The organism is Streptosporangium sp. NPDC087985 (assembly GCF_044741965.1).
Taxonomy (GTDB): domain Bacteria; phylum Actinomycetota; class Actinomycetes; order Streptosporangiales; family Streptosporangiaceae; genus Streptosporangium.
The window spans coordinates 1-18,803 of sequence record NZ_JBIUTQ010000019.1; the positions used below are offsets into that span (position 1 = coordinate 1).

General features: G+C 64.8%; 19 protein-coding genes and 1 pseudogene. 14 read left to right on the forward strand and 6 right to left on the reverse strand.

Annotation, left to right across the window (positions count from 1 at the left end; translation table 11 throughout):
- Positions 1–149 precede the first annotated feature (149 nt).
- The 4 genes from ACIN94_RS26595 (at position 150) to ACIN94_RS26610 (ending at position 3,309) form a co-directional block, all read left to right on the forward strand.
- The gene (locus ACIN94_RS26595; protein WP_400711377.1) at positions 150–320 is read left to right on the forward strand and encodes a hypothetical protein; all 171 of its coding nucleotides are present in this window, start codon (positions 150–152) and stop codon (positions 318–320) included.
- Between the two features lie 369 nt (positions 321–689).
- Complete coding sequence (locus ACIN94_RS26600) at positions 690–2,246, forward strand: ISL3 family transposase (RefSeq protein ID WP_400711380.1); 1,557 nt, start codon at positions 690–692, stop codon at positions 2,244–2,246.
- A 35-nt stretch (positions 2,247–2,281) separates the two neighbouring features.
- Positions 2,282–2,902, forward strand: a complete 621-nt coding sequence (locus tag ACIN94_RS26605; RefSeq protein ID WP_400711383.1) for a hypothetical protein — start codon at positions 2,282–2,284, stop codon at positions 2,900–2,902.
- 221 nt (positions 2,903–3,123) lie between these two features.
- Positions 3,124–3,309, forward strand: a complete 186-nt coding sequence (locus ACIN94_RS26610) for a hypothetical protein (protein WP_400711385.1) — start codon at positions 3,124–3,126, stop codon at positions 3,307–3,309.
- 610 nt (positions 3,310–3,919) lie between these two features.
- Here ACIN94_RS26610 and ACIN94_RS26615 read toward each other — a convergent pair.
- The 3 genes from ACIN94_RS26615 to ACIN94_RS26625 all read right to left on the reverse strand — a co-directional run bounded on the left by ACIN94_RS26615 (position 3,920) and on the right by ACIN94_RS26625 (position 8,227).
- Positions 3,920–4,348 carry a hypothetical protein gene (locus ACIN94_RS26615; RefSeq protein WP_400711388.1) on the reverse strand — a complete coding sequence of 143 codons (429 nt, stop codon included), beginning with the start codon at positions 4,346–4,348 and terminating at the stop codon, positions 3,920–3,922.
- 442 nt (positions 4,349–4,790) lie between these two features.
- The gene (locus tag ACIN94_RS26620; RefSeq protein WP_400711391.1) at positions 4,791–5,276 is read right to left on the reverse strand and encodes a hypothetical protein; all 486 of its coding nucleotides are present in this window, start codon (positions 5,274–5,276) and stop codon (positions 4,791–4,793) included.
- Positions 5,277–5,410: 134 nt separating this feature from the next.
- Positions 5,411–8,227: a phospholipase A2 gene (locus tag ACIN94_RS26625; protein ID WP_400711394.1), complete on the reverse strand. Its 2,817-nt coding sequence runs from the start codon at positions 8,225–8,227 to the stop codon at positions 5,411–5,413.
- Between the two features lie 586 nt (positions 8,228–8,813).
- Here ACIN94_RS26625 and ACIN94_RS26630 point away from each other — a divergent pair.
- The 5 genes and pseudogenes from ACIN94_RS26630 to ACIN94_RS26650 all read left to right on the forward strand — a co-directional run bounded on the left by ACIN94_RS26630 (position 8,814) and on the right by ACIN94_RS26650 (position 11,626).
- Positions 8,814–9,677 (forward strand): recombinase family protein, encoded by an 864-nt coding sequence (locus tag ACIN94_RS26630; protein ID WP_400711397.1) that lies wholly within the window; start codon positions 8,814–8,816, stop codon positions 9,675–9,677.
- A gap of 514 nt (positions 9,678–10,191) precedes the next feature.
- Positions 10,192–10,398, forward strand: a complete 207-nt coding sequence (locus tag ACIN94_RS26635) for a helix-turn-helix domain-containing protein (protein WP_400711400.1) — start codon at positions 10,192–10,194, stop codon at positions 10,396–10,398.
- A gap of 121 nt (positions 10,399–10,519) precedes the next feature.
- Positions 10,520–10,732, forward strand: a pseudogene (locus ACIN94_RS26640) (30S ribosomal protein S6); the annotation flags it as partial.
- Positions 10,733–10,945: 213 nt separating this feature from the next.
- The gene (locus tag ACIN94_RS26645; protein ID WP_400711403.1) at positions 10,946–11,083 is read left to right on the forward strand and encodes a hypothetical protein; all 138 of its coding nucleotides are present in this window, start codon (positions 10,946–10,948) and stop codon (positions 11,081–11,083) included.
- Positions 11,084–11,434: 351 nt separating this feature from the next.
- Positions 11,435–11,626, forward strand: a complete 192-nt coding sequence (locus ACIN94_RS26650) for a hypothetical protein (protein WP_400711406.1) — start codon at positions 11,435–11,437, stop codon at positions 11,624–11,626.
- Between the two features lie 137 nt (positions 11,627–11,763).
- Here ACIN94_RS26650 and ACIN94_RS26655 read toward each other — a convergent pair whose 3' ends face one another.
- Positions 11,764–11,970, reverse strand: a complete 207-nt coding sequence (locus tag ACIN94_RS26655; RefSeq protein ID WP_400711409.1) for a DUF397 domain-containing protein — start codon at positions 11,968–11,970, stop codon at positions 11,764–11,766.
- On the reverse strand, positions 11,961–12,788 hold the full coding sequence (locus ACIN94_RS26660) for a helix-turn-helix domain-containing protein (protein WP_400711411.1): 828 nt from the start codon (positions 12,786–12,788) through the stop codon (positions 11,961–11,963). Before ACIN94_RS26660 ends, ACIN94_RS26655 begins: the two co-directional genes overlap by 10 nt.
- Before the next feature lie 549 nt (positions 12,789–13,337).
- Between ACIN94_RS26660 and ACIN94_RS26665 the strand changes: the two genes are divergently transcribed.
- Positions 13,338–14,816 (forward strand): helix-turn-helix domain-containing protein, encoded by a 1,479-nt coding sequence (locus ACIN94_RS26665; RefSeq protein WP_400711413.1) that lies wholly within the window; start codon positions 13,338–13,340, stop codon positions 14,814–14,816.
- A 42-nt stretch (positions 14,817–14,858) separates the two neighbouring features.
- A complete protein-coding gene (locus tag ACIN94_RS26670; RefSeq protein ID WP_400711415.1) occupies positions 14,859–15,950 on the forward strand; it encodes a hypothetical protein in 1,092 nt (363 codons plus the stop codon).
- A gap of 368 nt (positions 15,951–16,318) precedes the next feature.
- Here ACIN94_RS26670 and ACIN94_RS26675 read toward each other — a convergent pair whose 3' ends face one another.
- Positions 16,319–16,570, reverse strand: a complete 252-nt coding sequence (locus ACIN94_RS26675; protein WP_400711417.1) for a helix-turn-helix domain-containing protein — start codon at positions 16,568–16,570, stop codon at positions 16,319–16,321.
- A gap of 222 nt (positions 16,571–16,792) precedes the next feature.
- On the opposite strand from ACIN94_RS26675, the gene ACIN94_RS26680 reads away from it, so the two are divergent.
- The 3 genes from ACIN94_RS26680 (at position 16,793) to ACIN94_RS26690 (ending at position 18,725) form a co-directional block, all read left to right on the forward strand.
- Positions 16,793–17,140: a hypothetical protein gene (locus tag ACIN94_RS26680; RefSeq protein WP_400711419.1), complete on the forward strand. Its 348-nt coding sequence runs from the start codon at positions 16,793–16,795 to the stop codon at positions 17,138–17,140.
- 104 nt (positions 17,141–17,244) lie between these two features.
- Positions 17,245–17,610 (forward strand): ATP-binding protein, encoded by a 366-nt coding sequence (locus ACIN94_RS26685; protein ID WP_400711421.1) that lies wholly within the window; start codon positions 17,245–17,247, stop codon positions 17,608–17,610.
- Positions 17,611–17,726: 116 nt separating this feature from the next.
- Positions 17,727–18,725: an ArsR/SmtB family transcription factor gene (locus ACIN94_RS26690; protein ID WP_400711423.1), complete on the forward strand. Its 999-nt coding sequence runs from the start codon at positions 17,727–17,729 to the stop codon at positions 18,723–18,725.
- Positions 18,726–18,803 lie beyond the last annotated feature (78 nt).

Consider the following 18,803-nt stretch of genomic DNA (forward strand, 5'->3'; position numbering starts at 1 on the left):
GCACAGCCTCGTCCTTGAACTCCTGGCTGAACCTACGCCTGGAACCTTTCGGCACGTTTCCATCTCCTTCGAACTGTTACCACCCTAGCGAGTGGCCTGTCCGGAATCTCTGGAGCACCTCAATCTCCCCGGAGGCCGCCAAGCAGGGCATGACCGCGCACGGTCTCCCCGAGCCGATCGTCGACATCCTGCTGTCCATGTGTGCGAGGACCGTCGGTCATTCGGCGCTCGTCACCACAGAAGTGGAGAGGATCCTCGACCGGCCGGCATCCACCTTCGCCACGTGGGTCACCGACCACGTCGACGCCTTCGGCGGCTGACAGGAGCGGAGATCCCCGACTCGGGTGGAAGGAGGCCGAGTCGGGGATGCGACGCTCAGTGATCCAGGACAACCAGCGATTGCGCCAACAACTCGCCCTGGTTCTCGGCCGTCTCCGCGCTTCTTACGTGTCCGACGCGCCTCGGTCATGGCAACACCCCTCAAGGTCAGGTGTTGCGACCACCTTTAGAACCCAAGGGGCCAGGTTTGGTCCCACTGGTCAATCCCCGACGCGGGTTGTTCGCCGCGAGTTCTGGGATCTGGCCCACATTTCGTGATGAATACTGATCCGTAACCCGGTTCGAGTGTATGAAGCTGCTCCGGGTGCAGAGATCATTGTCTGGGTGTCCTGCTCCCTCACCTCGCCGGAGTGGAGCTCGAGCGGGTCATTGAGTCCGCCGCCCTTGTCCGGATCCTGGCCCGAACCAGGACAGGGGCGATGCCGTGTCCGGACTGCGGGTTCCTATCGGAGAAGGTGCATAGCCGTTACCAGCGTTGTCTGGCTGACAAGGCCCTGGGCGATCGCAGGATGGAGATCGTGCTGTCGGTGCGGCGTTTGATCTGTGGCGACGCGGCCTGCCCCCGTCGGACGTTCGCGGAGCAGGTTGCGGGTCTCACAGTCCGGTACGGGCGGCGGACACCGCTGCTGCGGTCGATGCTGGAGAAGATCGCGGTTGCGCTCGCGGGACGGGCCGGTGCCCGGCTCGCTTGCGGGTTGCGGGCGGTCGTGAGTCGGTCGACGCTGCTGCGACTGGTCATGGCGTTGCCCGACCCTGCCGCGACGACCCCGCGGGTGCTCGGAGTCGACGATTTCGCGTTGCGGCGCGGCCACATCTACGGAACCGTGTTGATCGACTGCGAGACTGGGGCACCGCTGGATCTGCTGGCGGGCCGGGACGCCCAGCCCCTCGCCGACTGGCTGGCTGAACATCCCGGGGTCGAGATCATTTGCCGGGACCGATCCGGCTCTTATGCCGATGGTGCCCGCACCGGAGCGCCGGACGCGGCGCAGGTCGCCGACAGATTCCACCTTTGGCAGAACCTCGGCAAAGCCGTCGAACGTTGCGTGGCCCGGCACCGAGACTGCCTGCGCACCCCCGAACCTGAGCCCCCGGAGCAGACTTCGATCTCTCCGCCTTGGGATCCGCCGGAGGCAGAGCTCACCGGGAAGTTCGCTGAACGGGCCCGCCGCCATCACGCTCTGGTCCACGACCTGATCGAACAAGGCCACGGCATGCGTGGCATCGCTCGCCAGCTCGGGTGGGGCCGTCACACTGTCCAGCGGTATGCCCGGGCCGTGACCTGGCAGGAGTTGGTCGACGGAAAATGGAAAAGCGTTCGTCTCAGCAAGCTCGACCCGTTCAAACCCCACCTCCACCAGCGATGGGACGCCGGCTGCACCAACGCCAAACAGCTGCACCGCGAGATCACCGCGCTCGGCTTCCATGGCAGTTACTCCACCGTGCGTGACTACCTCGACGGGCATCATGCCCGTGTCGAACCTGTCCTGATCGCCGCACCTGCGCCCACCGTCCGGCAGGTCACCAGCTGGCTGACCCGGCACCCCGATAACCTGACCGAGGATGACAAAGTGGGGCTCAAACCGATCCTGGAACACTGCCCCGAGCTGCGAGCCGCCGTCGGCCACATCCGACTCTTCGGCGAGATGCTCACCGAACTGCGCGGCCTCAATCTCCAGACCTGGATCGCCGCCGTCCGCACCGACGACCTGCCCGGCCTCGCCTCCTTCGCCAACGGCCTCCAGACCGACCTGGACGCCGTCACCAACGGCCTGACCATGCGCTGGAACTCCGGGCCCGTCGAGGGCCGCGTCAACCACATCAAGATGATCAAGCGTCAGATGTTCGGCCGTGCTGGCCTGCCCCTGCTCCGCAAGCGAGTGCTGCTCACCGCAGCCGACCGTTGACCAAGAAACGGATCGGCAGCCCGATACTGGTGGACATGGTCATCGTCGAAGTCGTTCTGGAGACCGACGAGGCGGTCGGTTTCACTGCCTGGCCGATCGCCGAGCCGTCCAGCGATCGGTTCCTCGCGCTCTCTGGCCAGATGCCCCCGGCTGCAGTTGGGACTGCGATGGCCGTCATCCTCAGCTACAACCGACTCTCGGTCGAACCAGTCACTGACCTGACCGGCGCTCAATTGGAACAGCACCTCGCCGAAGCCGAAGCCTTGATAGCCCCAGGCGGACTGCGCTTCCGTGACACCACCACGAACGCCCAGGTCGCGCCCGGTTGCTGCTTCGGCCTGGAGAACTGGCGCGACTGGCTGGACGTGATGCGCGGTCAGGAGCTCTGGCTCGGACACAGCCCAGCGCCACGTCTTGAACACGATGGCCAGTTCATCCGGCTCTCGCCAGACGATCGGGATGATTCTCCATCCTTGACCATCGAGATCAATGTCAACGAGATCCCCGGCCTGCTCACCTCAGCGCAACAGCAGCTCAGCGGATTCCTCAAACTCGCCCAGCAGTGGACCTCCCACACCACTCCCCAGCTGACCGTCCCGCTCATTGCAGCTCTGGACGAGCACCTGAAGATCAACGAGGCACTCAACACCCCATAGCACGGCAAGTTACAGGCGCGACCAATCGCGGTAGCCCCGCATCCATCACAAAATGTGGGCCAGAACCGCAGGCCCCCCCTCGATGTTTGATCCGGCCCCCGTCGCGGAGGCGGGCACGGACCCGAACGAGGCGCCCACCTCGGCCTCCGAGCAGCAGGCAGCGGCCGGGCCCGCCAGGCCGCGTTGTACCGCGCGCCTCAGACCAGCGAGCAAGCCCGCCGATGACGTGCCCTGGACAACCTGACGCCGACCCCGTCCGCCGCCGCTGGTACACCGACGACGAGCTCGCCGCCGCCCAACTCGTGCCCAGTGATTCCATCGACGGCTCCTACTGGGTCATCGTCGCCAGCGAGCGGCTGAGCACCGTCCGGCCGCACCTGTCGGCCCGGGGCACCCGTTCCGGCTGAGAGGCTCACCGACGTGGCGGTGGGCCCGCCTGGCACCTGGGCAAGGGCAAACGCCCCGCTACTCGTCAGGCTGCCGTCACCGACCTGATCGCCGACATCGAGCACGCCTGGAAAGATTCCCACCGGCGCAAATGAGACTAATCGATCCGTTACAAGGTCAGCCCGATCGGAGTCGCGCCGTGTCCGGCAACGTCGATCCCGAGCAGGCTGCCCGCGTCGAAGTTACCGAAGAGTCGGCCTGACGGTTCTCTTCCTGACTCCGATTACCGGCAGATGGCGGGCCAACCGGTGCTGGCGGACCATCGCGGAATTTCGGGGGCTTGGCACTCCCTGCTCCCGCCCTCGCGGGCGGGACCTCTAACGACGCCGCAGGCTTCGCGTCATGCTACGGACCGCACTGTCGCTCCCCCTTACAGGGCTTTTGACGCTGGGCTTCGACCCCGCCCGTTTCCAGACGAAGCCGCCAGCCTGCCACCGGGCCTCCTGGCAGCTACCCGGGCCGGACTCACACCGGCAGGCGACGACGAGCTTACGAACAGAAAGATCAGCTACTCACGCAGCTTCACCTCCCTGTTCTGCTGGGCGCACGAAAGGGCGAGGCTAGACGCTCTTATTGACCATTATTGGATCTAAAGAATCGCTCAACTCGTGACACAAAAGATCGCAGCGCCCATACTTGAATAAGCCCAATCAGCAAAAGCAAGGACCATCCAAGAAACGGGACTACACCCCAACTGTCCATGTCGTTCAAGGCAGATAAAGGGCCTATTATAATGAAGTATCCCACAATACTTAGCGGGAAGCTGATCAACATTTGAAGCGATATAACCATACTTTCCTTGCCGCCCGCAAGTGCAATTAAGACGTAGATACTTACACCTATCACAATAGCAAAATAAATTCCAGCTATCACGTTAGCCACCGACTTGCCGGCCGACAAACCCTTAGGGCGTTTAAACATCAATGACCCTTTGTCATGCTGCACAATGAACTCCGCGGCCGCTTGTTGACGATCAAGTTCTTGGTCGACCCCGATCATCACCGAGCGGCCGTTCTCATGCGTGTACCGTTACTTGATCGCGATCAGTCCCGGACACACCCCTCTGCCACGATCCGTGACCGCACCACACACTTTGCGCCTGAGCCACTCCAAGATGGCCAACGACCGCTCCAGTTCTTGCTGGTATGCAGGCCAGGCGAGTCCCGGCCAGGCGCCGACGAATGGCGACGGCTTCGATGACGGCGTCGCGCTTCCTCTCGCCGCCCAAATCCGCCAGCCGGATCGACATATTGTTCAGGCTTGCGGCGAGTTTAGGCAGGTCGGCTTCGCGGCGATTACTACGGCGATCCCAAATCGTCTGGGACGAGGCTGGGAAAGACATATTAACTTTGCTCAGGTAGAACGTCGGTTACCAGCTGAAACACCGCCCCCATTTGAAACGGCTTGTTTATAAACGTATAACAACGGACCAACCGATGCTTCACGGTCTTTTACGTCGGGAGAGCAGAAGTCCCGCCGCCATGGCGATGCCACATGCGATGAGAGGCCACCCCCACGATCGCCGAGGCCCCCATTGATCGATCACAATCACCACACCCGCGATGACCGCTTCAGCAGTGAGGAGCCATCCCATCATCCGGCCAACACGCTGAGTGCGAGACAACGTCATCAAGATTGCCACGACGATTGCCGTCATGCCCCCCGGCCAGGAGAGAGCCATGTAGTCCCAGCCTGTTGTGTCGACGTCGTAGCGCTCCCTCCGAAGGGCCGCGAACAGATTGTCCCCGGTGAACCAGTCGATGATTGATATGGGGAAGCTCAAGATGATCATCAAAAGTCGTCCATAAAGCTGATCACCGAGGTGGTTATTGATCGTTGTCCAGGTAAGGAAAGCGACAGCCGCTACATAGGCGGTCACAGTCATAGCCTTTCCGACCCCTGAGCGCAGGCCCGCGTAGCTGGTCATCGCTCCCTCATTTCATGTACCACTCCGGCGTGGGCACTCCTGCCGAGATGTCGTTGACGGTCGCGATGACTCCAGGCGGGCGAGATACTCCCTCGCCGCCCGGAGTCATCATTTGGCTTATCAGACGGTTTTACCTACAGCGCACCGTTTCCCTTTGCCCTTACGGCGTTGTAGTAGATGTTTGCCCAATCATTGCAACGCTCCCTATAGACCGATACATTTTGGGCAGCGCAGATTCGGGTCTTCATGATTGTCTTGAAGACCGCGTCTACATGGGTGCGCTGGGACGTGGATAGGCCGTTGCTCATGCCGTTCATCTTGTTGCGGATAAGGCCATACCCGTAGTCATGAGAGTCGCAGGCAGGCTTGAAGCTGAGCCCCGGCACCGTTGGCGGTCTGTCACCGATAAGGGGAGCCGAGCATCCATCATTGGAGATTCCGTATACCGAACCACCGGTGGGGTTGCCCTTCCAGAAAGGACTTCGCCATACAATTTTCGAACCTGGCTGGACGTCAACCTGCGTACTACACCGGCCGTACAGCATGTAGTCGGAGGCATAGGGCCGAGGGCAGCTGGTAGCGCTCACCGCGTAGGTGGTCACTTCGGTGGCCGTCGTCAACTTGCCCGGTGCGGAGTAGGTCAGCTCCCAGGTGCCGTCCGTGGGCGTGGTGAGCTTGGTGATGTTGCCCGAGCTGTCGTAGGCGTAGGTCCAGGTTTTGACCGGGTCATCATCGAGCTGACGGCTGTCTTCTACCTTGCGCAAACGCTTGAGATTGTCGTAGGCGTAGGTGACGGCGGTCACTGGTGCCGTGTCACCGGCGGCATCATAGGAGATCGCCTTAAGCTGCCCGGCGATGTCTGCGAACGTGGTCGAAGTGGCCGTGGTGGTTGTCGCGTACTCGTAGGTCGCGGTGGCGCACCCCGCGGCATTGGCGACGGTGCAGTCGTCCTGCGGGGTGGTGGGCTGGGTCAGGCGGCTGATTCTGTACAGGGTGTCGTAGGAGATGACGCTCATGCCGGTGTCGGCTGAACCCAGTTTCGTGATCAGGTAGTCCGTGCCGATCTTGGTCCACGTGTAGGTCGAGCTGTTGTCCACACCAGTCTGGGTGAAGGTGCCGTCGGCATTCTTGGTCACAGTGCTGGTCTCGGGCGCTACGAAGCTGCCTGGGTTGGCTGGATCTGCCGCGTAGCGATCCGACTCAGTGCCAGTGGTGTGGTTGATCCGGATGTATCCGTTAGCGCTAAAGTCCTTGAGCCGCTTGCCGAGGAGGCCATCCAGCGGCTCCAGACGCCAGTTGGGTCCGAGCACGCTTTCATTCGGCAGAGTGAGATCGATGCGCTGGCCGGCGCTGTGGCTACGTGTGGTGAGGAGCCCATCGGTGTCGAGATCGATTGCGCTGGTGACCCAGACACCGGTCTCGGGCTCTACCTGCCCGGGCTTGAAGTCGGCGGGGCCGGGGTCTGCAGGGTCGTCGCCTTCGCCGGGGGTGAAGGGGATGTCGGAAGTGACAGTGAGGGTGGGAGGATCGGCGAACTCCTCGATGTTCTCCGCGGAGGGGAACACCCGGTAGTTGGCCGTCTTAGTCTCGGTGGGCGACTGCAGGACCAGGCCGTGGTTCGGGGTGCCGGCTGCCCACTTGGCCACGATGCCGGTGATGTTCCAGGTCATCTTGCCGCTGCCGCAGACTCCCAGCTGGGAGCCCTCGGTGCTGAGCACCGCGTCTTCGGTGGTGTTGGTCGGCTGCGGTGCCCAGGTCTGCGTGGTCATATCCAGCCAGCTGGTGACGCGGCGGACCTGGATGCCCGCGCCGACGGTCGCACCGCATTTGGGGGCGTCGATGTTGGTGAGTTTGAGTTCTGCCGAGGCCGTGGCCTGCAGGCCACGGGTGTCGAACTTCAGGTAGACGCGGGCTTTCTCACCGTTGGTCTCGGTGCCGGCCTTGAGGTACTCGCCGCTGACGTTGTTCCAGTCGAAGACGCTGTTGACGTCGGTGTCGCCGTTCAGCGGCAAGATCACCGACGGGTCCACCGTCACGGGGTAGGCCGTGGCAGGGTCGTTGAGGAACGAGGTGGACGGCTTGAGCATCAGCGTCTTGCCACCTGCGGTGTCCTCGATTGACGACGTGATGGCTCCGGCGCGACCCGCGCCGTGCTGGCGCGGCCGGTTGGGGGTGCCGTCGGCGCCGCGGTGTAGTAGGGATCCCGCGTCCCACATTGCCGGGGTGGAGGAGCCTGCGACAACCTTGCCGGCGGGGTTGATGATCTGCAGCCGCCCGCCCTGCTCGCCGACGGTCAGGCCCTTGCCGGTGAAGGGAATCTTGACCTCGACCGGTCCGGCCGGCCGTTCGCGTAGTACGACGTCGAAGCGCAGGCCGGTGGGCAGTGCGGTGGCGACCAGGTCGCCGGTAGATCCGACGACTCCGCGGTAGATGGCCTTGTTGCCCTCGATTACCGGCTCGGGCAGGGCGCTGTTCCAGCCCAGGGACAGGGTCTCGCCGGCGTCCTGGGTGAGCTGGGCGAAGGAGTGTGCTCCGCCGGTGGAGAACCGCACGTCGGCCTTGGCGACCTTCGGGCGGAGCACGTCACCGTCCTTGACCAGGGCGGTGTCGATGTCGCGCCAGGTGCCGTCGGCACCCTTGACCCGGACGGGCCCGGCCGCGATCGTCGTGACCAGCTTGCCCTCGGGGGTCACCTCCGAGGTGGAGGTCTCGGTGGTCTCGCCGGGAAGAGAGACAGGCTTGCCGGTATGGGCTGCCTGCTGAGCCGCCCGCGAAAGATCGTCGGCAGCAGCGGAGGTGGCGGGTTCCGCGGTTGCCGGCGTGGTCGTGAGCCACATGGTCGAGGTCGTCAGGCCTGGTACCAGCAGTGTCGCCATGGCCAGGGCGCCGAGACGGCGCCTGCGGCGGTTCGATGGGGTGAGGGAACGTCCCTCGGCCGATGATGTCCTCAATGTAGAACCTATACCTGAGTGGACTGAATGTCCGGAGTGTTCTATTTGAGGGTAAAGGAACCTTAAAGTCCGCTGAGTGATGGCTTAGAGTTCGCTGTGAAGATCGACGAAGGCGTGCCGCTCACCGAATCGCTCGCCCCCGTCGGTGGAATCGCGGCTGTCGGGCTGAGTCGCACCGATCAGACAACGCTTGCTACAGGCAAAGATGGGGTCAAATCTCCACCCGTTAGAGGTCATCATGTGGCCGGACCGTTACCGGATATGCAACGTCCCGCCCCAGTCGTGAACCAGGCGGAGACGTGATCGGCACCGGTTTCGCCCTCCATCTCGGCCAGTGGCGCGCGCTCTGCCGCAGCCCGCTGGGAAGCAACAGGCACCCACCCCCTTTCGCGGCTGGGGCGGGGCCTGAGCATCTGACCGCCAGGTGACCATCAGATTGCGAGGTGTGGGAACGACCGGGGCGGTGTTTCATAGGTGTCCGCCTATGAAACAGGCCGCCCGGCGTGGGGCGTCCAAGGCGAAGTTTGTTTCATGAGTCGTTGCAAATGGCTCGACCTGTGAAACACACACATGAAACGATGTCGGGGTGAGTGACGACGACTACGCACGCGTGGAAGCGCACGACTGCCCCATGTCCTCCTGCGCCGCACCAGCGGGCTCGCCGTGCCGGACCGGCAAGGGCAAGGTGGCCGTCCAATACCACACCGCCCGGTTCCGGCTCGTGCCCCACCTGGCCAAGACTCTCAACGTCCCGACCCCTGCCCTCCGCAAGCCGGGCTCGATCTGGGTCGAATTGCCCCGCCCAGCGGCGGCCGACGCCGAACCGGCTGGGCACGTACGGATCGGGTACGCCCGCGCCTCCACCGTCCGCCAGTCCCTGGACACCCAGCTCGACTCCCTCAAGGCCGCTGGCGTCACCCGGATCTTCTCCGAGAAGATCTCCACCCGCGCCATGAGCCGTCCCGAACTCGAGCGGGCCGTCGCCCTCGCCCGCGAGCTGCGGGCCTCCGGCGTGGCGGTCACCCTCGTGGTCCACGAGCACAAGCGGCTCGGCCGCGGCATCGAACTCGCGGCGCTGGCCGAACAGCTCAAGGCCGCCGATATCGGCCTGGAGTTCCTCACCGGTGAGCTCCAGGGGTCGCACGACCCGTCCGGGATCGTGTTCACCGTGCTGGCCGCCCTGTCGGGGATGGAACGCGAGTACATCCGCGACCGCACGCTGGAAGGCCATGAGTCCGCCCGCACACGCGGCAAGACCATCGGCGGCGCCGCCGTCACCGACGATGCCATGCTCGCCGTCGCCCTGCACCTGCGCGAGCAGGAGCTGAGCCTGCGCGACATCGCCGCCCGGCTCGTCATCAGCAAGGGCAAGAAGAAGGGCCAGCATCCCTCACCCGCGACCGTCCTGCGCATGCTGCGCGAGCACGACGAGCAGGCGGCCACGGCCTGAGCGTCACGCTCAGCTACTTGTCACTTCGCCGTAGCTTCGGGAGCGGAGGGCGAAGAAAGCCCAGAGTTCCCGCGAACCCAAGGGTCGACGTTGGGCTGTTGGGGTGGTCTGGGAGGTTATGCACCCTTGGGTTCGCGGGAACTCGAGGCCCGCATACGGCCAGCGAGTCGGCCGCGGCGCCGGACAGCGCCCAGGACGCAACGACGGTCGCTGGCCCGGTCCGGCAGACGGTCGAGCACCTGAGCCGGTGTACGGAGCCGAACTCGCGTGTGAGCAGGCGTTTTGGAGCCAGGGCGACGCTCGGCACCCGGCCGAGCCGTCCTCCGTCGAGCCGGCACGCGACCCGTCGGCTTCACCACCGTTACAACAATCTCAGCGAAGAGGAAGAAGCCTCACCGATCCCGAAATTCCATCAACCGCCAGGCCGACACGCTCTACGTGGAAAACGCCCTGGTCCTGGGGCCGAACGGGCTGCAGAGACCCGCAGGAACTCCAGGGTTATTCCTTACGCGAGATGATCCGCGAGCGCACCCTGGACGGCCTGGCCGCGGCCGCCGCCCAGGGCCGCAAGGGCGGCCGGCCTCCGGCGCTGGACGACGACACCCTGGCCATCGCCCGCGCCCGCCGTGATCGCGGCGAATCCATCACCGCGATCGCCAAACACCTCGGAGTCGGCCGGTCCACGCTGTACCGAGCCCTGGAAGGCGACGACCGGCAGTAGTCGGCCCCAGAGGTGACGCTGCTTACAAACCCTGCGTTCAGCGAGCTGATCTCCTACTTCGTCTACAAGGACACTCTTTGCTTTGGTCCTGTAATGGAGGGCCATCTCGGCTGGACTCGCTTCCCTCGACCAGTTCCTCACGGTGGTCCGTAATGACGGCGGCACCGTGGAGAAGGTCGACGTGTGAGGCCGTCGCCGGCTGTCCTACGACATCGCCAAGAAGCCCGAGGACATCTACGCCGTCATCGACCTGACCGCTGAGCCCGCCACGGTCAAGGAGCTCGACCGTCAGATGAACCTCAAGGAGAGCATCCTGCGCCCGGACGCGCACTAAGTTCCGGCTTTTGTCGGACGTCAGCCGTAGTCTTGCCGCGGGCATCGAGGAGCCCGGCCCCTCGGCAAAGGGACCGGGCCGCTTGGTGTCTGGCCGGGCCTGTGGCTCCAGCTATCACCTGTTCTCGCACGCTCAGGTTAGCGAGGGGCTCTGACGTTTTTCGTCGGACGGGTCCGGCGGTTGTAATTCCGTCGATCCGCCTTGGAGGCGTTCATGAGCAGCTTCACCCTGTCCGTTCGGATTCCCGGTGAGTGGGGTCGGCATGTGCGGACCGTCGTCATCACCATCGTGATCCTCGTCCTGGCTGCGCTTGGTGCAGAGATCCACCTTCCCCTCGGGACAGGCCTGTGATCTCGGTAAGCCGTAGGTAGTACGGCCCTGAAGACGGCGGTCGCTCAGGTGAGCGGCCGCCGTTCTGCGTTGTCTGACCTGCATCGGACGGAGCAAGATATGCGATCAGTCCAAAGTTTCTTCAGGACTACCGGGACCCCAGCACAAGCGACTCGGCCACGGTCTGGAACTCGCGGCGTCGGCCGAACAACTCATGGTGCCGGGACTCTGGAGAGGCAGAGGTCCCGGTCTACGCCAACTGATCACGAGACGAAGTGATTCGGCCACAGCCGGTTCGTGGTGTGGGTCAGACTATGCGGCATGTCTACGGATACTCCCCCGATAGATCCGCCGACGTCCGAGCTGCGGCCGATGCCCCACGACATTACGATCACCCCGCGTGCCGGTGCGCAGCCGGAACTGGTGACGTTCGGCCAGCGGTACTGGGATCTGCTCGGCGTCAACGACGACGGCCGGATCTCCTGGAAAGAGGGGGCCAGATCCCGGATCCCAGTTCTCGCACCTGAAACCAAGTTCCACGGCTGCGAACAGAGAATTATCTGATTTCTATCCGGGGCCTGGTCGGCATCGTTACGGGACGCAGAAAGCCCCCGATCGGCTGACCGATCGGGGGCTTACGATAAAACGGACGGAACGGTAACCCGATTAATGACAGACCGAAACCGGGTTAATCGCGACAATCAGGTCAGGCGGTCGAAGCCGCCCGCCTTGACCCCGCCGACGAAGGACCGCCACTCGGCGGAGGTGAAGAGCAGCTTGGCGCCATCGGGATCCTTACTGTCACGGACCGCGACCACACCCGGCAGGTTCGAAGCGACCTCGACGCACTGCCCGCCGTTGTCCGAAGAGCGCGATGACTTCCGCCACACAGCGGCGCTCAAGTCCATTCCCGTCTCACTTCCTCGATCATTTTTAGGGACACATGTTCAGGGTAAGCCCATCGGCGGATCGCTTCATAGCGGTTCCACACCGAGGTCACATGAATGGGGTCAGCCGTAACATGTCCTTCTACAGGAGAGTCCGCGTGGACGATGTCCGGTTGCCCATTCGGTAGCTCAGCAATCATGAAAGGTCCTGCCAGACCAGCCATGCATTCCGGATCGACAATCTGGATGGAGGCAGCGGACCGCCGAGCGGTCTCCAGCAGGTAGCCGAGCTGCTCTCGCATCACCTCGGGGCCGTTAACCCTACGGCGTAGCACACCCTCGTCAATGAGGACCAAGACCAGGGGCGGATCGTCCCGGTCGAGGATCTGTCGGCGCTGCATACGTGCCTGGACACGCTCCTCCACCTCATCGGCAGTGGCCCGGGGTCCATGGCTGAAGAGGTGACGTGCGTAGGACTCGGTCTGTAGGAGACCGGGGACGAGCAGCGGGTCCCAGGACCGCAGGACCAGGGCGGTGGGTTCGATCTCCTCGGCCCAGCTCGTGAACCAGTCCGGGCTGCCCGGACGGGCGAGGATGCGCCGGTGCAGCCCGGCGAAGAGCGTGCCGCCGCCGGCGCCGAAGAGCCGGTCCAGCCGTTCGGCGTCGGACTTCGACGGGGTCCGGGTGGCAGCCTCCAGGCGGCTCACCTGTGTCTGCGTGCACCCCAGCCGGGCGGCCACCGCCGACTGGGAGAGCTGGGCCTCCTCCCGCAGGCGGCGCATCTCGGAACCGAACCGCACCCGAGGGGAATCGGGACCGAAAAAAGGCTCGACGCTCATCACATTCCTCCCCAAAAGAGAAAAACGGACTTTCTACCCCGGCGGCAATACCAGAGGCTGGTTTCGACAGACCGATGCCTGACATTACCTGCCATCCCTCAGCCCACCGGTCCGGCCATTGTTTCACCTGCCACAAGGGCAATCTAAGCACACGCTTTCCCTTTCCGATAGGAAGGAAAAGAAAGCGGTCCAAGCATCCTTCGGACAGGAGTGATACGAGCAATGCGCGATCAGGAAAACGGCCTTTCCCGTTCCGTTCACGGTCACCGGAGGCCCCCCAGGGCCCCGGCGTTCCTGGGTGCTGAAGCGGCTGGGCGCCTACCGTGATCCGCTCACCGGCCGCTACCTCATCCCCAGCGAACGGACCTTCCGCCGGGGCCCTGAGGGTTGCCCGGCGATCACCAGGACGCCTATGCGTCGATCTTGAGGCGGTATGGGATACGCATCAGGTTGGGTTCTCCTTCTTCCTCTGAGCTGGGCGATATAGGGCTGAGTAATAATGTTTTTTAGGCCGCGGGTCCAAATAAATATGAGCAAGAAAGATGGCTTATGCTGCGCTTTCTGCTGCTCTTGGGTGATGATGCGAGCATGGCTGACTCGCACCCCGACTGGCTCGCGCATCAGTCATCCGCGGAGGCAGGGCGCATGCCGCCGCCACTTGGGGAGATGCTGAAGTCGTACCGGGTCGCGAATAAGCTCACCCAGGCAGATCTTGCCGCACGTCTCTTGATTGACCAGACGTACGTATCCAAGATTGAACGCGGTGTCCGAGTCGTCAGGGACGTGGATTTCCTCGCACGCGTTGCCGAGCTCTTGGGTGTTCCGCTCAGCGAGCTGTATTCCGCCAACGGCCACCCCGCCCCTGCGGGAAGGTCTCCCGATCCGGTGGCAGCCAGCCAACGCCGATGGTTGGCGGTCCGCCGCTACCTCAATCGGAACCGCGCCGCTCTGGCCGCCGCGGCGGTCGCCATGTACCCCGAGACCCTTCGGGTAGGCAATGTGTCACTCATTGTCGGGGATGGCTGGGTTCCCGATGAGCCCGTACCGCTGGCGGACATCACCCTCAAGTGGGTCAACGGCCCCCAGCGGGTAGCGCTGGACGGCTCCGAGCCGGAGGCCTTCACAGCCCGGCCGCTCCGCGCTCCCGGATCCGCTTATGACCGGTATACCTCGGCCGTCCGCTACCTGGATCCACCCGCCCTGTTCGAAAACCGGCCGAGCTACCGCCTACTCGACCTGGACTGGTCGAACGGCCGCGGAGAGATGATGTTCGGCCTGGCCAACTACTTTGACAAGCTCGACATCTCTGAGGCCGTCGGTCACGAGACGGCCGCCGCAATGATGCAGGGTCGGACAAGCCTGTCGTGGGAAGACCTTCCCTTCCGGACGCTCATCGGCGACCCGTTCGGCTTCCACTGCCGGGCGATCATCCCGGCCATCACGACGCTCATGCTCCGCCGTCGGCGTACGCACGGCACGGCCACGTTCCTGCTTCATTGGCGTGATCCCGCCAAGGTGGCTACAGCTTCGGGACTGTACGACGTGATCCCGGCCGGCGAGTTCCAGCCGTCCAGCATGGCCCCCTGGGATCTGCTGAACGACTTCGACCTGTGGCGCAACATCGTCCGCGAGCTCAGCGAGGAGCTGCTCGGGACTCCTGAACACGACGGCAGCCGAAGTGTGCCGATCGACTACGACGCATGGCCGCTCTACCGCGCCCTGAACAGAGCCCGTGACGCAAGGCAGGTGTCGATCCACTGCCTCGGTGTCGCCCTGGACGCGCTGACGCTGGCCACCACCATCATGACCGCGCTCGTCATCGACGACGACGTGTTCGACGATCTGCTGTCCGACCTGGTCACGTCGAACGCAGAAGGCATCACCGTCTTCGGACAGCCCGGCGAGCACGGCATCGCGTTCACCAGCCAGAACGTGAACCACCTGCTGACCTCAGAGCCGATGGCCTCACCTGGCGCCGGTTGCCTCGCCCTGGCATGGAGATACCGAGCTCTCCTGCTGGCGTCGTAGGGTGCAGGGTAGGAATCTTCACTCCTGCCTTCGGGGGCGCCGATGAGCGCGAGCGCGCAGCCGTACGGATCTCATTCGTGGCGTGAGGTACGCCGCTATCTCAACGAGCACCGTCATCAGCTCGCGCAAGGCGCCGACAGGTTCTATCCGGACCTGCTCAAAGTCGGATCGACGCACTTGCTCACCAGGGAGGCGTGGACGCTTGCCCACCCCGTAGAGCTCAACCGGGTCACCCTGCGATGGGTCAGTCAGCCGCCCGATCCGGTGGTGACCGGTCGCGAGGTGGAGGCCAGGTCAGTGCTCCCGCCGGGCATCCCGACATACGCCCAGGCGATGGAGGCCCTCGACAAGCCCCGGCTGTTCGAGAATCGTACGTGCTACCGGCTACTCGACGCTGCCTGGCCGGAGATGAGCTTCACTCGCGGCCACTACTTCGACGGGGTCAATGTCGGTGAGACCGCCGCCCATGAGTTCGCGGCGTCCAAGTTCCTCGAAGAGACAGGACTGCCCTTCCGTCGGCTCGTCGCCGACCCCACCGACCTGCTTTCCCGGGTTGCGCTCCCTGCGATCTCCATGCTCACGTTGCGGCACGACAGCCACACCGGCGCGATGACGTTCGTGCTCCACTGGCGTGACCCCGCCCGGGTTGCGCATGGCGGCGGGCTGTACCAGGTCATGCCTGTGGGGGTGTTCCAACCCTCCGAGGAGACACCCCATGCCGAGATGGTCGACTTCGACCTGTGGAAGTGCGTGGTTCGCGAGTACGCCGAGGAGTTCCTCGGGCGGTCAGAAGTGTACGGCGGCGCCTTCGACTACGAGACCTGGCCGTTCTACCGGGAGTTGGCAGACGCTCGGGAAAGCGGCCGTCTACGGTCCCTGGTGCTCGGGATGGGAGTGGATCCCCTCACCTTCGCGACGGACATTCTCGCGGTTACCGTAATCGAGGCGAGTACCTTCGACGCGGTCTTCGGCGATGTCACTGCGTCGAACGAAGAGGGACATGTCGTCGGCGCGAAGGGCATCCCGTTCGACGACGACTCGGTGAGCCGGTACGTCCACCACGAGCCGATGCAGGCGGCCGGCGCGGCCGTCCTCGAACTCGCCTGGAAACACCGCCAGACCCTCATCTCATAGCGGTGATCAGGAGATATGACACTCAGTCCTAACGTGCTGACGCATAGGCCAAATCGGCCTCTCCCGGCAGTTTGAAGCGTGGGACTCTCCTCACAGGAACCGGAAACAGCCAGCGGAGGATGGCAGGATCGCGACCGGCGGACACGGGCATCGAGGAGACCGCAGGTCTCGCGCATGCCGGAGCCCACCAAAACGCGGTCCGATCGTTCGGCCACGTCCGGGGAGATGGTGTTTGAGAAGGTCACTCGTAATCCAGTGACTATTAGGAAGCAATCGCCTCAATAGTCACTTTAGCACTATTTGCCTCATTCTCGGAGTCGACCTTCTCTTGTCACATGGATCTCACCCGTGCCAGCGCCAAGGCTTGATCACCCGCACACCATCTCCCTGGACGTGAACACCGCCCGCCCGCCGGCGCCGAAGAGCCGGTCCAGCCGTTCGGCGTCGGACTTCGACGGGGTCCGGGTGGCGGCCTCCAGGCGGCTCACCTGTGTCTGCGTGCACCCCAGCCGGGCGGCCACCGCCGACTGGGAGAGCTGGGCCTCCTCCCGCAGGCGGCGCATCTCGGAACCGAACCGCACCCGAGGGGAATCCGGACCGGAAAAAGGCTCGACGCTCATCACATTCCTCCCCAAAAGAGAAAAACGGACTTTCTACCCCGGCGGCAATACCAGAGGCCGGTTTGGACAGACCGATGCCTGACATTACCTGCCATCCCTCAGTCCATCGGTCCGGCCATTGTTTCACCTGCCGCAAGGGCAATCTAAGCACACGCTTTCCCTTTCTGACAGGAAGGAAAAGAAAGCGGTCCAATAACCCTTCGGACAGGAGCGATACGAGCAATGCGCGATCAGGAAAACGGCCTTTCCCGTTCCGTTCATGGTCACCGGAGGCCCCCGAGCCCCACGGCCGCGGAGCAGCAGGAGCGGTTCATCCACCTGGTACGGCTCGGCTGGGATCTGCGCACCCTCGGGGTGCGCACCTCACTGGTCCTGCCAGTGACCGGGCAGCCGGTCCTGGAGATCCACTCGGCGGCCGGGACCCTGGCCCGGATCACGGTCATCCGGCGTTACTGCGGCTGGGTGTTCACCTGGCGGCCGTGGTGGGCGCGCCTGTGGCGGCGGAGCGAATGGGTGCTGGCGGAGGCCGAGAACGCGGCCGACATCGTGATGGCCGAGGTGCACGTATGAGATCGGAGGGACGGACCCGGCCCCATAACGACGATGGCCCGGTGCCGGGGCCGCCCGGCACGGACGCGCGGCCGGGCACGTGGCGGAGAGAATTCCCCGGCGAAGTGTCCTCCGTACCGGCGGCCCGCGCCTGGGCGCACGGGTTGCTGGCCGTACGGCTCGCACCCCCGGCGCTCGACGACGTCCTGCTGCTGCTCAGCGAGGTGATCACCAACGCGGTCACCCACTCCGACTCCGGCCGTACGGCAGGCGGCCGGGTGACCGTCCATCTGACCCACGACCCCGGAGCGGTTCACGTGGAGGTCACCGACGACGGATCGGCCACCAGCACCCCGGCCGTGCACGTCCCGGACGCCGACAGCGACGGCGGGCGGGGGCTGTGGCTGGTCGACCTGCTCGCCACCGCGTGGGGATCGTCCCGCCACGACGACGAGGCGGGACGATCCGTCTGGTTCCAGGTGCCAGGGTGACCCGGCGTACTCCGTGCGGATCACGCCTCCCCACGGCCACCCCACGGACGATCCCGACAGGGGACGGTCCGGCCTGCCTTGGCTGAACAGGGTCGGCGGCATGAAGATTCATTGACATGATGCGTATGCACTTCTCCGACGCCGACCTTCGCCGGATCACGTTCGCCCCGGCTCCGAACGCCCTGTGGGAGACAGCGCTGAGCGTGCGCCTGCTGCGTGGCGCGCCGACCGGCAGGAACTGGTCGCGGCCCGGAGTCCGCTGGCTGCACCGGCAGGTGAAGGGAAGCCTGGCGGAACGGGCCGGGGTGCTCGTGCCCCTGGTTCCCCCGAAGAGTGTCATGCCCGGGTTTCTGCTCCAGCCGGACGCCGGTGACTTCGCCACCGGTGTCGAGCTGGCCCGCCAGACGCCCAGCTCGCAGTTGGCGGTCGAGCTGAGCTGGTTGTCACCCGCCCAGCGGGCCGGGCGGTGGGCGGAGGAGCTGGCCGACGGCGCCCCCTGGGCGCGCCAGACCCTCGCCAGTGACCTGCACGGCTACTTCACCTCATCGGTGGAGCCGCTGTGGCCGCAGATCCAGGCCGAGGCCGCCGCCGACCGCGCCCTACGCGCCGAGACCTTGCTGCGCGGCGGGGTCGACGCCCTGCTGGCCACGCTCCACGCCGACTGCCACTGGCGGCCACCGACCCTGCATATCCCGATCGCCGGCGACCACGACATCCGACTGTGCGGACGCGGGCTGCTGCTGATCCCGTCCTACTTCGCGCCCCGCCCGATGGTGATGTACCGGGACCACGCGGCCACCGTGCTGGTCTATCCGATCTGCACCACAGAGCGGTCCACCGGCCCGGCCGACGTGCTCGGACCCCTGCTCGGCCGTACCCGCGCAGCCGTGCTGGCCACCCTGCGCGACCCGGCCACCACCACGTCCGTGGCCGAACGGGTCGGCGTCTCCCTCGCCTCGGCCAGCCAGCACACCACGGTACTGCGCAACGCCGGGCTCATCTCGACCACCCGGACGGGCGTCGCCGTCCTGCACGCCCTGACCCCCCTCGGGGAGGCCCTCCTGCACCGCGGCCCGGAAAGCGAAGTGAGACAGCCGCCCGCGCACCCCAAGTAGGCCTGACCAGGCCCCTCAGTATGTCTGGTCAGGCCCACTTGGGGCGCGTGAGGACCCGGCGCGGACGTTCTGCTCCGA

What these genes read in the sequence shown, in the direction of transcription:
- ACIN94_RS26595 (WP_400711377.1), top strand. Translation starts at nt 150, where the DNA reads ATGACCGCGCACGGTCTCCCCGAGCCGATCGTCGACATCCTGCTGTCC.
- ACIN94_RS26680 (WP_400711419.1), top strand. Translation starts at nt 16,793, where the DNA reads ATGCGCGATCAGGAAAACGGCCTTTCCCGTTCCGTTCATGGTCACCGG.
- ACIN94_RS26645 (WP_400711403.1), top strand. Translation starts at nt 10,946, where the DNA reads ATGAGCAGCTTCACCCTGTCCGTTCGGATTCCCGGTGAGTGGGGTCGG.
- ACIN94_RS26690 (WP_400711423.1), top strand. Translation starts at nt 17,727, where the DNA reads ATGATGCGTATGCACTTCTCCGACGCCGACCTTCGCCGGATCACGTTC.
- ACIN94_RS26615 (WP_400711388.1), bottom strand. Translation starts at nt 4,348, where the DNA reads ATGATCGGGGTCGACCAAGAACTTGATCGTCAACAAGCGGCCGCGGAG.
- ACIN94_RS26675 (WP_400711417.1), bottom strand. Translation starts at nt 16,570, where the DNA reads ATGAGCGTCGAGCCTTTTTCCGGTCCGGATTCCCCTCGGGTGCGGTTC.
- ACIN94_RS26620 (WP_400711391.1), bottom strand. Translation starts at nt 5,276, where the DNA reads ATGACCAGCTACGCGGGCCTGCGCTCAGGGGTCGGAAAGGCTATGACT.
- ACIN94_RS26670 (WP_400711415.1), top strand. Translation starts at nt 14,859, where the DNA reads ATGAGCGCGAGCGCGCAGCCGTACGGATCTCATTCGTGGCGTGAGGTA.
- ACIN94_RS26660 (WP_400711411.1), bottom strand. Translation starts at nt 12,788, where the DNA reads ATGAGCGTCGAGCCTTTTTTCGGTCCCGATTCCCCTCGGGTGCGGTTC.
- ACIN94_RS26665 (WP_400711413.1), top strand. Translation starts at nt 13,338, where the DNA reads ATGCTGCGCTTTCTGCTGCTCTTGGGTGATGATGCGAGCATGGCTGAC.
- ACIN94_RS26635 (WP_400711400.1), top strand. Translation starts at nt 10,192, where the DNA reads ATGATCCGCGAGCGCACCCTGGACGGCCTGGCCGCGGCCGCCGCCCAG.
- ACIN94_RS26650 (WP_400711406.1), top strand. Translation starts at nt 11,435, where the DNA reads ATGCCCCACGACATTACGATCACCCCGCGTGCCGGTGCGCAGCCGGAA.
- ACIN94_RS26655 (WP_400711409.1), bottom strand. Translation starts at nt 11,970, where the DNA reads ATGGACTTGAGCGCCGCTGTGTGGCGGAAGTCATCGCGCTCTTCGGAC.
- ACIN94_RS26605 (WP_400711383.1), top strand. Translation starts at nt 2,282, where the DNA reads ATGGTCATCGTCGAAGTCGTTCTGGAGACCGACGAGGCGGTCGGTTTC.
- ACIN94_RS26610 (WP_400711385.1), top strand. Translation starts at nt 3,124, where the DNA reads ATGACGTGCCCTGGACAACCTGACGCCGACCCCGTCCGCCGCCGCTGG.